Genomic DNA, 12,829 nt, shown 5'->3' with positions numbered 1-12,829 from the left:
CGGGGAAACGTCAGCCACGAGAAGGATTGGTAGTCGTCCTAGTGTAGGCGCAGGCACAGAAGGTGCAATTGCTGGACGAGAGCGAGAATAACCCGCATCGTCGCCGGAAGCAAGAAACACCCCTGATTCCGGTGTGGCGCCTGTCAACTACTCGGTCACGGTGGCGACCGGGACGTCGCGCCCGACCGCTCGGACCGCCGCCCAACGCACGCCCTGCCCCACTGCCATCTCGCCCACGGCGAACCCGTGGGCGAGGCCGTATTCGACGGCTTCGGGGGGCAGTTCCGGCTCGGTGCTAAACGCGATCACCGCAGGCCCGGCACCGGAAAGCACCGCCGCCACCCCGCAACGACGCAGGACGGCCAGATATTCCGCCGAGGCCGGCATCGCCCCCGCACGCTGGGGTTGATGCAGCCGATCCTCGGTGGCGGCCATCAGCAAGTCGGGCCGCTCACTGAGCGCGACCACCATGAGCGCGGCGCGGCTGAGATTGAAGCGGGCATCGGCATGGCTGACGTGGCCGGGCAGCACCGCCCGCGTCTCCGCGGTCGACGAGCGAACCTGGGGTACCGCGGGAAACAGGTGGACGTCGGGATGCACCCGCAACCGCGCCGCAGCATAGCGGGCGTGGGGCCCGTCACCCTCGGTCCATGACACGACGGCGCCACCGAGCACCGCCGCCGAGGCGTTGTCGGGGTGCCCCTCGAACTCCGACGACAACTGCACCAGCTGGTCATCGGAGAGAGGCGTCGAATCACTCTGCGCGACAAGACCGTTCGCCGCAGCGAGGCCGCCGACCACCGCAGCGGCGGACGATCCGAGGCCACGCGAGTGCGGGATGGCGTTGCGGGACCGCACGATCAAGCCACTGACGCGTACGCCCGCCGCCTCGAGGCCACGCTCGACCGCACGCACCACCAGGTGTGTGGAGTCCAGTGGGACCTGCCCCTCACCCTCACCCTCGACGTCGACGTGAAGGCCGGATTCGGTTGTCTCCACGTAGATTTCGTCGTACAAACTCAACGCGAGACCGAGGCTGTCGAAGCCCGGGCCGAGGTTCGCGCTGGAGGCGGCCACCGACGAGGTGGCCGCCAGACCGGCGGGAAGCGTCTGCATCAGCGGGTCGCCATTCGGATCAGGCCAGCCCGAGTTCGGCCGCGACGGCCACGGGATCCACGGCGATCGCGGTCACGGGGGGCAGCTCCTTGAGCGCCGTGTCGGGGTCCTTCAGACCGTTGCCGGTGACGGTGCACACGACCGTGGAACCGCGCTTCACCCAGCCGTCGTCGATCGACTTGAGCAACCCGGCGATGCTCGCGGCCGATGCGGGCTCCACGAACACGCCCTCCGTACGCGCGACGAGGTGGTAGGCGGCGAGGATCTCCTCGTCGGTGGCGGCCAAGAAGCGGCCGTTGGAGTTCTGCTGGGCCTCGACCGCGGAATTCCACGACGCCGGGGACCCGATGCGGATGGCGGTGGCAATGGTCTCGGGCTTGAGGACCGGCTCCCCCGACACCAGCGGGGCGGCGCCGGCGGCCTGGGTACCCAGCATCCGGGGCAGCTTCTGCGCCAGCCCGTCTCGGTGGTACTCGACGTAGCCCTTCCAGTACGCGGTGATGTTGCCCGCATTGCCGACCGGCAGCGCGTGCACGTCAGGTGCCTCACCGAGGGCGTCGACGATCTCGAACGCGGCCGTCTTCTGCCCCTCGATGCGATACGGGTTGACGGAGTTGACCAGCGACACCGCCGGGAAGTCGGCGGTCAACTTGCGCGCCAGCTCGAGGCAGTCGTCGAAGTTGCCGTCGACCTGAATGATCTTGGCCCCGTGCATGACCGCCTGAGCCAGCTTGCCCATCGCGATCTTGCCCTGCGGAATGAGCACCGCACAGGTGATGCCGGCCTTGGCGGCGTATGCCGCCGCCGAGGCCGAGGTGTTGCCGGTCGAGGCGCACAGCACGGCCTTCTGGCTACGGGCCACCGCCTCGGTGACCGCCATCGTCATGCCGCGGTCCTTGAACGAACCGGTCGGGTTGAGGCCCTCCACCTTCAGGTAGACCGTGCACCCGGTCTGCTCAGACAGACGCTTGGCCTCGATGAGCGGCGTGGCACCTTCGAGCAGGGTGATCGGGGTCCACCCGTCCTCGACCGGAAGCCGGTCACGGTAGGCGTTGATCAATCCCGGCCATGGTCGGTGGACAGCGATCGTGCTCATTCGTTGGTTCCTTCCAGCCGCAGCACGCTGTTGATGCTCGACACCACGTCGAGGTCGGCGAGAGCGTCCACCGTCTCCGAGAGCGCGGCGTCGGTGGCCCGGTGCGTGACGACCACGATGCGCGCGCCGCACCGCAGCCCCTCGTCGTCGACCATGCCCTCCTGACGGACCTCGGCGATGCTCACTTCGCGCTTGCCGAACTCCGCGGCGACCGACGACAGCACGCCGGGCCGGTCGGCGACGTTCATGCTCACGTAGTAGCGGGTGGGAATGAAACCGATGGGCGCGATGGGCAATTCGGCGTACTTGGACTCGCGGGGGCCGCGGCCACCCTGAACCCGGTTGCGCGCGGCCATGACGAGGTCGCCCATCACCGCCGACGCGGTCGGCGCACCGCCGGCGCCCTGGCCGTAGAACATCAGGCGGCCTGCGGCCTCCGCCTCGACGACGACGGCGTTGAACGCCCCGTTGACCGATGCGAGCGGGTGCTCCAGTGGCACCAGCGCCGGGTACACCCGGGCCGAGACGCGTTGTTGGCCTTCATCGTTGATGATGCGCTCGCAGATGGCGAGCAGCTTGATCGTGCAGCCGAGCGCCTTGGCGGACTCGAAGTCGGCCGAGCCGACCTTGGTGATGCCCTCGCGGTAGACGTCGTCGGCGGTCACCCGGGTGTGGAATGCGATGGAGGCGAGGATGGCGGCCTTGGCCGCGGCGTCGAAGCCCTCCACGTCGGCGGTCGGATCCGCCTCCGCGTAGCCCAGCGCGCTCGCGTCGGCGAGCGCAGAGGTGTAGTCCGCACCCGTCTCGGCCATGGCCGAGAGGATGTAATTGGTGGTGCCGTTGACGATTCCGGCGACCCGCAGCACGGTGTCACCGGCCAGCGACTGGGTCAGCGGCCGGATGACGGGGATCGCGCCGGCGACCGCGGCCTCGAAGTACAGGTCGGCGTGGGCGGCCTCGGCGGCCTGGGCCAGTTCGCCCGTCGACACCGCCATCAAGGCCTTGTTCGCGGTGACGACCGACTTGCCGCGCTCGAGTGCGGCGAGAATGGCCTTGCGTGCCGGTTCGACCGGCCCCATGAGTTCGACGACGATGTCCACGTCGTCGCGCGAGACGAGGGCGTCGACGTCGTCGGTGAGCATCCCCACCGGAACGCCCCGATCGTCGGCCACCCGCCGTACGCCGATGCCCCGCAACTCCAGCGGCGCACCGATTCTCGCGGCGAGATCGGGAGCGCTTGCCTCGATGATGCGCACCACCTCACTGCCGACGTTGCCCAACCCCAGCACCGCGACGCCGACGGGCTTCACCGCGTTGTCGTTGATCATCAGTTGCCTACCTCCAAGCTCAAGAGATCCGCCACCGTCTCGCGGCGCAGAATCAAACGCGACACTCCGTCGCGTACCGCCACCACGGCCGGACGGCCGAGCAGGTTGTACCGGCTCGACATCGAATAGCAATACGCCCCGGTGGCGGCGACCCCGATCAGGTCACCGGGCGCGACGTCGTCGGACACCCAGGTGTCGCGCACGACGATGTCACCGCTCTCGCAGTGCTTTCCGACGATGCGGGTCAGGGCGGGCGCCCCGTCGCTGGCCCGCGACACCAGTCGGGCGTCGTATTCGGCCCCGTACAGCGAGGTCCGGATGTTGTCGCTCATCCCGCCGTCGACGCTGACGTAGCGGCGGTGCGCGGTCTGACTGACGGCGACGTCCTTGACGGTGCCCACCTCGTAGAGCGTGATGGTGCCGGGGCCGGCGATGGCACGGCCGGGTTCGACCACGAGCTTGGGTGCGGGGAGACCCACGGCCGCCGACTCGTTGACGACGATGGCCCCGATCTTGGCGGCCAGGTCCTCCATCGGAGGCGGATCGTCCTGCGGCAGATACGAAATGCCCAGTCCCCCACCGAGGTCGACGATGGACATCTGCGCGGTCTTCTCGACGCCGAACTCCTTCACCACGTCGGCGAGCAACCCGATGACGCGGTGTGCGGCCAGCTCGAAACCGGCGACGTCGAAGATCTGCGAGCCGATGTGGCTGTGCAGGCCGACGAGGCGCAGGTGGTCGGCGGCGAACACCCGCCGGATCGCGTCCATCGCCGCACCGCTGGCCAGTGAGAGGCCGAACTTCTGGTCCTCGTGGGCGGTGGAGATGAACTCGTGGGTGTGCGCCTCTACGCCCACGGTGACGCGGACCAGGACGTCCTGCACCACCCCGGCCTCGCCGGCGATGGCGTCGAGCCGCTCGATCTCGGTCAGCGAGTCCAGCACGACGTGGCCGACTCGCGCGTCCACCGCCATGGCGAGTTCGGCGACGGACTTGTTGTTCCCGTGCAGCGCAATGCGTTCCGGGGGAAAGTCGGCATTCAGCGCGATCGCCAGTTCGCCGCCACTGCAGACGTCGAGGGACAGCCCCTCGTCGTCGACCCAGCGCGCGATCTCGGTGCAGAGGAACGCCTTGGCGGCGTAGCGGACGTGCTCGCCGTCACCGAACGCGTCGGCGATGTCGCGGCAGCGGGACCGGAAGTCGTCCTCGTCGATGACGAACAGCGGCGTGCCGTAGTCGGCGGCCAGCTGGGTGACGGGCACGCCGGCGACGACTACTTCACCGTCGGCGCTGCGAGCGGCGTTGCGCGGCCACACGTTCGGCGCCAGTGCGAGCAGCTCGTCGGTGGTCTGCGGACACGCGGGCGCATTGCCGTGGCGGGTGTCCTCGGCGTGGCGGGGACCAGCGGGATGGGCCATCACATGCGCTCCGGGGCGCTGACGCCCAGGATCTGCAATCCGTTGGCGATCACCTGGCGAGTGGCTTGGCACAGCGCGAGCCGCGCCGCGTGAAGATCGGTCGGGTCCTCGTCGCCCTGGGGCAGCACGCGGCACGAGTCGTAGAACCGGTGGTAGTCCTGAGCGAGCTCTTCGAGGTAGCGGCACACCCGGTGCGGTTCCCGCAGCGAGGACGCCGTCTCGAGGATGCGCGGGAATTCGCCGATGCTGCGCATCAGCGTGCCCTCGCGGTCGTGGGTGAGCAGTTCGAGGTGCTCGGTGCTGACCGCGATGTCGAGGTCCGCGGCACTGCGCGCCAGCGCGGAGAGTCGTGCGTGCGCGTATTGCACGTAGTAGACCGGGTTTTCGCTCGACGCGCTCGACCACAGGGCGAGGTCGATGTCGATGGGGGTGTCGACCGAGCTGCGGATCAGTACGTACCGGGCCGCGTCGACGCCGATGGCCTCGACGAGGTCGTCGAGAGTGATGACGGTGCCGGCGCGCTTACTCATCCGCATCGGCTGGCCGTCGCGCACCAGGTTGACCATCTGGCCGATGAGCACCTCGACGGTGGCCGGATCGTCGCCGAGGGCCGCCGCGGCTGCCTTGAGCCGGGCGATGTAGCCGTGATGGTCGGCGCCGAGCATGTAGATGCACAGGTCGAATCCGCGTTGCCGCTTGTCCAGGTAGTAGGCGAGGTCGCCGGCGACGTAGGCCGGGTTGCCGTCACTCTTGATGACGACGCGATCCTTGTCGTCACCGAAGTCGCTGGTGCGCAACCACGTTGCGCCGTCCTTCTCGTAGATGTTGCCGGTCTCGCGGAGCTTGGCGATGGCCTGGTCCACCCGGCCCGAGGTGTGCATCGAGTCTTCGTGGGTGTAGACGTCGAAGTCGGTGCCGAAGTCGTGCAGCGACTTCTTGATGTGGCTGAACATCAGGTCGACGCCGATCGACCGGAAGGTCTCGAGGATCTGGTCGGGGGGCCGGCCCAGCACGTCGGGTTCGGCGGCGAGGACCTGCTGGGCGATCTCGGCGATGTAGCTGCCCGCATAGCCGTCCTCGGGGGTCGGCTCGCCCTTGGCCGAGGCGATGAGCGACTTGGCGAACCGGTCGATCTGGGTGCCGTGGTCGTTGAAGTAATACTCCCGGACGACCTCGGCGCCCTGGGTGGACAGCAGCCGTCCCAGCGCGTCGCCGACGGCGGCCCAGCGGGTGCCGCCGATGTGGATCGGGCCGGTGGGGTTGGCGGAGACGAACTCGAGGTTGACCTTCTCCCCCGCGAGCCCGGCGGAGTCGCCGTAGGCAGAGCCGGCGGCGATGACGTCGACGACGACCACGGCTTGCGCGGAGGCCTCGATGCGGAGGTTGACGAAGCCGGGGCCGGCGACGTCGGCACCGGCGATGCCGGCGGTGTCCGCGAGCGCCTCGGCCAGCCAACCGGCCAGCTCACGGGGGTTGGCGCCGACTTTCTTGGCCACCTGAAGCGAGAGGTTGGTGGCGTAGTCACCGTGCTCGGGGTTGCGCGGCCGCTCGACGACGACCGTCTCCGGGAGCGCTGCGGTGTCGAGCCCGCGCTCGGCCAGTACCGCTGCGGCGGTGGTCTTGAGCAGCTCGGCCAGATCGGCGGGGGTCACGGGGGACCATCCTATGGTCTGGGGTGGTCTTGCCCCGAATCGTTTACCGGCGGGCTGGAGCGCAGCGACCGGGGAATGTCACGGCGGGCGTTCGGTCACCGGGCGGCGATCGGGCCGCCGCGCATGCGTTAGTCTGGTCGAGCCCAACGGCGCTGCTGGTTCAGCATGCGCCCCCGTAGCTCAGGGGATAGAGCGTCCGCCTCCGGAGCGGAAGGCCGCAGGTTCGAATCCTGCCGGGGGCACCACGTTTGACCTGGTAAAACAGGGTATCACGGAGCGGCCTACCTATCTGCTACCCATCCGCATGTTGCCGGTGAGCTTTGTTCCGTTCGCCAGGAGCCGCGTTGGCGGGTCAGGGCCGATTCGCACGCCGCCGTGCGCTAGCTTCGGTCAGGAGGCGCATCCACTGGCGGGATAGGGGACCACATGGTGATGGAAGAACCAGTTTACAGCTTAGGTTCAACCGACGAAGAATGGCGTCAGATTGAATCGGATTCAGAAGATGTTCAGATTGATGAATATGACCTGACTACTTCACCAAACGACTTTAACGTCCTCACTATTTACAACTTCATCAACTCCGGCGCCGTGATAATTCCCGGTTTTCAACGCAACTACGTGTGGGATAGAAAGCGCGCGTCGCGGTTGATTGAGTCACTTATAATTGGTTTACCTGTGCCTCAAGTCTTTCTGTACGAGGAAGATCGGAACAAATTTCTTGTAATCGACGGCCAGCAGCGATTGATGACCGTTTACTACTTCATGTCGGGTCGCTTTCCGCGCCGCGACAAGCGGTCGGAACTTCGCCGCTTGTTTGACGAGTATGGACAGATACCCGACAACGTGCTGCACGACGACGCTTATTTTGAGGCTTTCAATCTCCAGTTGCCCGAAAGCGGTCAAGGCATCCCAAATAAGTTCAACAAGCTGAACTATCAAACCCTCGGCGACCACAAAATGCAGTTCGAAATGCGCACTATCCGGAACATGATTGTGAAGCAATTACGACCGTCGGGTGATACATCTTCGATCTACGAAATGTTCAATCGATTGAACACCGGCGGCGTCAACCTGACGCCGCAAGAAATTCGCTCTAGCCTGTTTCATTCAAGATTCTACGACAATCTTTACAAATGGAACATGGACTCTCGGTGGCGCGAACTTCTCGGCCAAGAACACCCCGACCTACATATGCGGGACATTGAGGTTATGCTTCGGGCGTTCGCGATGGCGCGAGGTGTCGACACTTACGCGCCATCGATGGTGAAATTTCTGAACCGATTCTCGAAAGAAGCTCAGCGAGAAGGCCCAGAGGCCATCGAAGAGTTCGGCTCGAACCTCGACTGGTTCTTAAACCATGTAGAGGAAATTCCCCGCAGCGCCTGGGTAACCAAACAGCAGAAATTCCTTGTGAATTTATTTGAGTCCGTGTTTGCGGCTTCCATACGAGCGCGAGCAGACGGCTCGTTTAGACGGCTAGATGCGAGCGCAATAATGGAGATTCGCGAGAGTGAGCAATACATCGATCATTCTCAAGAGCGCACTACCGATACTGAGAATGTGAAGGGACGGTATCGCGCTGCCTATTCGGTCTTGACGCAGTGACCGGCCCGGCGCCAGCGCCTGATGTTGTTCAAGAAGTATTCAACGAACACGCGGCGATAGTCGCGCATCTCCAAGACGCGGGCGAACTATCGTACTCAACAACCCTGGAATCAACGTTCCCTAAAATCATGCTGCTTTCAGCCGCAAGCAATCTTGAGGAGCAAGTCAAAACGGCCGTGCTTGATTTCGTTAGGCGGCGAGCCGGGGACTCAGAAGAGCTTGTGAGCTTTCTGCGGAACAAGGCAATCGAGCGTCAATACCATACATTTTTTAATTGGGATGGACGCAATGCGAATAGCTTCTTCGGGCTTTTCGGCGAGAGCTTTAAGCAGCGGATGAAAGAACACGTTGATGCCGATCCCGACTTGACGCAAGCCATCCGAGACTTTCTCGACCTTGGAAACGCGCGTAATACCCTTGTCCACGGCGACTACGCCGCCGCCGCCATGGACAAGTCCGCGCGTGACGTATTAACGCAATACCACAGCGCATGCGTGTTTGTTCGGTGGCTGGAAACGCGTTTCGGCAGCAGTGACGCGTGAAGGCTCGAATCGGCGTAGCTGGCAGCATCTATCGTGCGCCCAAGTCAGCGACGGGCCGCAGCGGGAGCAGTGGCATCCATGCCCGACCGGTAACAATGATTTCATGCCCGATGACGTGACTTCTCAGCTTGCCCAGTGCCTTCGATCCGCAAGCGCACTATTAGACGCCATGGACGCTACGATGCGCGACAGCAGCCCAAGCGACATCTGGCGATACTCAAGCTTCGGCACTTTCGCCCGAAAATACAACCAAGTCGTTGAATTGGCGAACTCGATAGAACCTATAGCCGCACCCGTTGACACGTTCAACCTCGAGCGGATGCCTAGCAGCACAAACACATTAGCAATGCAACAGCAGGAACTGTTCGAAGCTGTGCGAGCAAACCTGCACATCTTGAAGGCCTATCTAACTGATCGGGTTGGACTACGAAGTGACCTTGTGATCGAGATTGCCGATTTCCTTCAAGCGAGTCTTCGCCGTGCCGTTCTCAAAACACCTGAACGCGAACGAGATGTACAAGACACGGTCGAAACACTGTTGATCGGACGAGGGCTTGAAAAGGGAACCGACTACGACCGTGAGGTTGGCCGCGTCAAAGTTTCCAGCAAGGAAACGATACCCGACTTCGTTCTTGCCCCACTGAAACTCGCGATCGAAGTGAAGCTTCTCCGCGACACCGCATCAGTTTCCAGGGTCGTTGATGAGATCAACGCTGACATCCTCGGATACGGAAAGTTCTACGAATCAATCGTTTTCGTCGTGTATGACCTAGGAAACATCAGAGACGAACTCGAATTTCGCCGCGACTTGGAGTCCGCGATGGGCGTCCGTGTGGTGGTGGTCAAGCACTAGGCATAGGCGCGCCAATGAGCGCGACCTCGCCACTCGTAGTCCCGACGCGACGCGTTTGCCCGAGACGCCGATGCATTGCTCTGCGGGCGGACCGTGTGACGGGTAACCGCGTCACCGGGCGAGACGGGTCACCTTCACCCGCGCGGCCACGTCGACACGGCGACCCGCCACCCGGTAGGACACACCCGCATAGCCACCGGAACGCGTGACCTTCACCCGGCGACTGCCGGGGATCACACGACGGCGCGCGGCCTTGGACGACAAAGCGCCGCCGACCAGCGCGCCACCCACGGCACCGCGCGCGAACCGACCGCGCGAGTCGCGCGGTTGTGACCGGCGACCGCGAGCACCAGGACGACGGCGGGCCATGGTCAGCGCTTCCGGCGCTGGCGAGTCGTGGATTTTGCGCGCTTGCCAACCTTGCCGTTACCGGCCTTGGCTTGGCGCTTAAATTGCGCCCGCGCGGCTTGCTGTTTCTTCGTCGCCATCGGTAGCCCTTTCGTGTCAGATCAGCGGGCGACGGTTGCGACCGCGCGCCATCTTCGCTCGCGGCCCGTCCACGGGCGGGGCAACCGTGCTCACCCGATACGGGTTGTCACCGGGCGGGGCGAACTCGCTCGGTGTCTCGGCGAGGTTCTGCGCTTTACGTTCCGCGCGGCCCATGGCGATTACAACGTCAAGGGGTGGGCCGAGTCCATCGGTGCGCGGCTGTGGTCGCGGCGTTTGACCCGCCCTGTGGCTGATGCGTCGAGGCATGACGGACCTAGACCGCGATGGCGGGGGCCGTGTAGTTCGCGTTCGTCGTGACCTGGATCGCGACGGCACCGCCCCGGTAGCGCACACCAGTGCCGCACTCGCGCGCGGTGAACGATTCCACTAGCGGGTAGACACCAGTGTTGCCCGCGATGAGACGCAAGTTCTGGTAGGCCGGATTCGGGTGCTCGCGAAACGCGCAGACATTGCGCGGTGCATTCGGTCCGTAGGTCGCCGCGATCAACACGTAACCCGGTAGCACGTAATCACTTTGGATCACGATGGCGGGGCCGTAGCTGCCCTCCACCTTCAACCCGAAGTAGACACCGGGCACCTGCTCGCCGATCAACTCGCCACCGGGTGAGAGGAACGCAGGCGCATCGTTGGCGGGGATGAAGTCATACCGCGCGACGGGGCCGTTGGTGCGGCTGGGGTCACCTGCGCGGAACCCGGCGATCTGTTCGGCTTCATCGGGATTGCAGAACACGACGATCTTTGAGTCACCCGTGGTGCCGAATCCCTTGCGCTGAATCAGCCTGATTGCATCCTCAAGGTCTGCCGAGTCGATGTCAGCCGCGCCGCTGGCAATGTAGTGCGACTCGGTGGCGGGGAAGCTGCGACCGAGGTAGTCGGGCGGTCCCGGTGCGATGCCGTCATACAGGCCGTAGACGGTCGCACCGAATTCGTTGCGGCTACGGGCGGGAGTGAACAGCCGCCGCATGATGAGGCCGTTGGTCAGCTTCGCGTCCATGTGAAGCAACTGGTCCATCTGCGACTGAACCTGTCGCAGATCCATGTTCTTCAACGCGCGCCACGTGAACACGTTGCGCTTGTCGTAGTCGCGCAGAGTGAACCCGCACAGGATCGCGTCACCCGGTCCACCGGTCGCCGTGGGCACACCGATTTCAGACGCTTCGTCCATCGAATCCGTCGCGAAGTTCTGCGGGATCGCTTCGGCGGTCTGAGTCGTCTTGAAACTCAGAAGATCGGTGATGGAAGTTACTTCGGAGTTCCACTCACCGAGCAACTCGCGGAACTCGTCCCAGACGGCATTGAGGTCGACGCCATCGGCGGTCTGATTCACCAGCACGTCACCGGCGGTCGTGATGCCACCGCTCGCAACGGGGCCACTCGGTGCTGTGCCGCCGAAGAGCGGCCAGGCCGCGAGAGCGGCGGCGCGGGCGGGAAGTCGATTGGTCGGAGTGATGGTCATGTCAGTGCCTCAGATCGGTCGAAGTCTCGCTCCGATTCTACGCCGCAATGATCCTCGTAATGAGTTGTGCTGCAACCTATGTAGAGCCAAAAACGCTCGCCTTGGGGATATGGCTCGGCAGCGCCAAGATGGTAACCTGGTCGTAGAGACAGGAAAGCGCTGGCGCGAAATCCAGTGTCACACAGGAAACGTCACCCTAATCCGACTGACCAGAAGGCCCACGCTCCATGTCCCGTCTCTCAACACCAACCCACCACTCAAGTACTGCACCGCAGCGCGTTGATTCGACTGCCGCTTTGATTTCAACCGCCGAAGCGGCAAAGCGTCTCGGGGTCTCTCCCACTTCGTTACGCGGTTATGTTGCAACAGGGTTGATTTCGTGCCGACGTGTCGGTCCAAAGCTTCTTAAGTTCGATCCAAGAGAAGTCGAACAGTTCGCACGCCGCGTCGACAACCGATGAGCGCCGTCGATCACTTCCAAGGCAATCCGATACGGATTACACGGCGTGCCTGCAACGAGATTCGACGGGCCGAGGCCGAGCGCATCGAACGTGTCTGCGCGGCGCTGCGTGCGATTCCCGGTCTGACCGATGAAGCGGCCCGCATGTTCGCGCTGACCATCCTCACGCCCTACTCACCCGGTCCAACGCCATCACAGCGCGTCAGTGATCCCACGCCCACCACGTCACGACAATTCAACCCATTTCGGAGAGGAAACACACCATGACCGCCCACCGCATCACCACAGACCGAGAGCTAGCCCAATTGCGATCAGGCTTCGCACGCAGCCAAGCGCACGCGGGCAAGCTGCGCCATCAATCGACCCGCCCCAGCGTCGAAGACGTCGGCACACGGCTACTGAACGCGCGCGAGCGCGTGCCAGCCGGTGAGGGCAAGCCCATCCCCGCAGAGGTCACCGCCGACAACGCGCGAGCGCTACACGCCATCCTGAACAACACCCCCGATCTGGCCATACGTGCTCTCGGCGAGCAATTCGAATCATGCTGGGCCGCTGCTGATTCCATCGAATCGCGGTGGGATGCCGACAACCCCCGGCACCGCTGGATTCACCTGCTGTTCGGTGCACCCGCAGCCGACGTGTTGCGCCGTCCCGCCGATCAGGCCGCAGCCCGCTACGCCAACGTGTTCGGCGACGATCGGGTCTGCTGCACGAATAGGTGACATCTGAGTTGGCTTGCCCGGGACGGGTGGGCTGAGAGGATGTCCAAGTGCCCAGGCCCTATCCCCAAGAG

General features: G+C 64.3%; 12 protein-coding genes and 1 tRNA gene. 7 read left to right on the top strand and 6 right to left on the bottom strand.

Features of this window, described 5'->3' with window-relative positions; translation table 11 throughout:
* Window positions 1–147: 147 nt before the first annotated feature.
* From thrB to argS, 5 genes are read right to left on the bottom strand one after another with little or no spacing between them, the layout of a single operon-like run.
* Window positions 148–1,119 carry a homoserine kinase gene (gene thrB / locus ABZ195_RS27940; RefSeq protein ID WP_355223154.1) on the bottom strand — a complete coding sequence of 324 codons (972 nt, stop codon included), beginning with the start codon at window positions 1,117–1,119 and terminating at the stop codon, window positions 148–150.
* A 16-nt stretch (window positions 1,120–1,135) separates the two neighbouring features.
* On the bottom strand, window positions 1,136–2,212 hold the full coding sequence (gene thrC / locus ABZ195_RS27935; RefSeq protein WP_355223134.1) for a threonine synthase: 1,077 nt from the start codon (window positions 2,210–2,212) through the stop codon (window positions 1,136–1,138).
* On the bottom strand, window positions 2,209–3,540 hold the full coding sequence (locus tag ABZ195_RS27930) for a homoserine dehydrogenase (RefSeq protein WP_355223133.1): 1,332 nt from the start codon (window positions 3,538–3,540) through the stop codon (window positions 2,209–2,211). The genes thrC and ABZ195_RS27930 overlap by 4 nt, the downstream gene beginning before the upstream one ends.
* The gene (lysA, locus tag ABZ195_RS27925) at window positions 3,540–4,961 is read right to left on the bottom strand and encodes a diaminopimelate decarboxylase (protein ID WP_355223132.1); all 1,422 of its coding nucleotides are present in this window, start codon (window positions 4,959–4,961) and stop codon (window positions 3,540–3,542) included. The genes ABZ195_RS27930 and lysA overlap by 1 nt, the downstream gene beginning before the upstream one ends.
* Window positions 4,958–6,610 (bottom strand): arginine--tRNA ligase, encoded by a 1,653-nt coding sequence (gene argS, locus ABZ195_RS27920; RefSeq protein ID WP_355223131.1) that lies wholly within the window; start codon window positions 6,608–6,610, stop codon window positions 4,958–4,960. Before argS ends, lysA begins: the two co-directional genes overlap by 4 nt.
* A gap of 169 nt (window positions 6,611–6,779) precedes the next feature.
* On the opposite strand from argS, the gene ABZ195_RS27915 reads away from it, so the two are divergent.
* From ABZ195_RS27915 to ABZ195_RS27900, 4 genes are all read left to right on the top strand, one after another.
* Window positions 6,780–6,855 (top strand) — tRNA-Arg (locus ABZ195_RS27915).
* A gap of 181 nt (window positions 6,856–7,036) precedes the next feature.
* Window positions 7,037–8,215: a DUF262 domain-containing protein gene (locus ABZ195_RS27910; RefSeq protein WP_355223130.1), complete on the top strand. Its 1,179-nt coding sequence runs from the start codon at window positions 7,037–7,039 to the stop codon at window positions 8,213–8,215.
* On the top strand, window positions 8,212–8,757 hold the full coding sequence (locus ABZ195_RS27905; RefSeq protein ID WP_355223129.1) for a HEPN domain-containing protein: 546 nt from the start codon (window positions 8,212–8,214) through the stop codon (window positions 8,755–8,757). The genes ABZ195_RS27910 and ABZ195_RS27905 overlap by 4 nt, the downstream gene beginning before the upstream one ends.
* A gap of 103 nt (window positions 8,758–8,860) precedes the next feature.
* Window positions 8,861–9,610: a hypothetical protein gene (locus tag ABZ195_RS27900; RefSeq protein WP_355223128.1), complete on the top strand. Its 750-nt coding sequence runs from the start codon at window positions 8,861–8,863 to the stop codon at window positions 9,608–9,610.
* Window positions 9,611–10,373: 763 nt separating this feature from the next.
* Here ABZ195_RS27900 and ABZ195_RS27895 read toward each other — a convergent pair.
* Window positions 10,374–11,576, bottom strand: a complete 1,203-nt coding sequence (locus ABZ195_RS27895) for a hypothetical protein (RefSeq protein WP_355223127.1) — start codon at window positions 11,574–11,576, stop codon at window positions 10,374–10,376.
* 227 nt (window positions 11,577–11,803) lie between these two features.
* On the opposite strand from ABZ195_RS27895, the gene ABZ195_RS27890 reads away from it, so the two are divergent.
* The 3 genes from ABZ195_RS27890 to ABZ195_RS27880 are packed head-to-tail and all read left to right on the top strand — an operon-like array spanning window position 11,804 to window position 12,758.
* Window positions 11,804–12,037, top strand: coding sequence for a helix-turn-helix domain-containing protein (locus ABZ195_RS27890; RefSeq protein ID WP_355223126.1), 234 nt, complete (start codon window positions 11,804–11,806; stop codon window positions 12,035–12,037).
* Window positions 12,034–12,303: a hypothetical protein gene (locus ABZ195_RS27885; RefSeq protein ID WP_355223125.1), complete on the top strand. Its 270-nt coding sequence runs from the start codon at window positions 12,034–12,036 to the stop codon at window positions 12,301–12,303. Before ABZ195_RS27890 ends, ABZ195_RS27885 begins: the two co-directional genes overlap by 4 nt.
* The gene (locus ABZ195_RS27880) at window positions 12,300–12,758 is read left to right on the top strand and encodes a hypothetical protein (RefSeq protein ID WP_355223124.1); all 459 of its coding nucleotides are present in this window, start codon (window positions 12,300–12,302) and stop codon (window positions 12,756–12,758) included. The genes ABZ195_RS27885 and ABZ195_RS27880 overlap by 4 nt, the downstream gene beginning before the upstream one ends.
* The last annotated feature ends 71 nt before the right edge of the window (window positions 12,759–12,829 follow it).

This window comes from Mycobacterium sp. NPDC006124, from assembly GCF_040614235.1.
Classification (GTDB): domain Bacteria; phylum Actinomycetota; class Actinomycetes; order Mycobacteriales; family Mycobacteriaceae; genus Mycobacterium.
The sequence above is the reverse complement of the archived record's forward strand: the minus strand, read 5'-3'. Positions and strand labels throughout refer to the sequence as shown.

Bases quoted from the DNA above. Each gene is read 5' to 3' on its own strand.
- thrC (WP_355223134.1), bottom strand. From the start codon at position 2,212: ATGAGCACGATCGCTGTCCACCGACCATGGCCGGGATTGATCAACGCC.
- ABZ195_RS27930 (WP_355223133.1), bottom strand. From the start codon at position 3,540: ATGATCAACGACAACGCGGTGAAGCCCGTCGGCGTCGCGGTGCTGGGG.
- ABZ195_RS27910 (WP_355223130.1), top strand. From the start codon at position 7,037: ATGGTGATGGAAGAACCAGTTTACAGCTTAGGTTCAACCGACGAAGAA.
- ABZ195_RS27900 (WP_355223128.1), top strand. From the start codon at position 8,861: ATGCCCGATGACGTGACTTCTCAGCTTGCCCAGTGCCTTCGATCCGCA.
- ABZ195_RS27895 (WP_355223127.1), bottom strand. From the start codon at position 11,576: ATGACCATCACTCCGACCAATCGACTTCCCGCCCGCGCCGCCGCTCTC.
- ABZ195_RS27890 (WP_355223126.1), top strand. From the start codon at position 11,804: ATGTCCCGTCTCTCAACACCAACCCACCACTCAAGTACTGCACCGCAG.
- ABZ195_RS27885 (WP_355223125.1), top strand. From the start codon at position 12,034: ATGAGCGCCGTCGATCACTTCCAAGGCAATCCGATACGGATTACACGG.
- ABZ195_RS27880 (WP_355223124.1), top strand. From the start codon at position 12,300: ATGACCGCCCACCGCATCACCACAGACCGAGAGCTAGCCCAATTGCGA.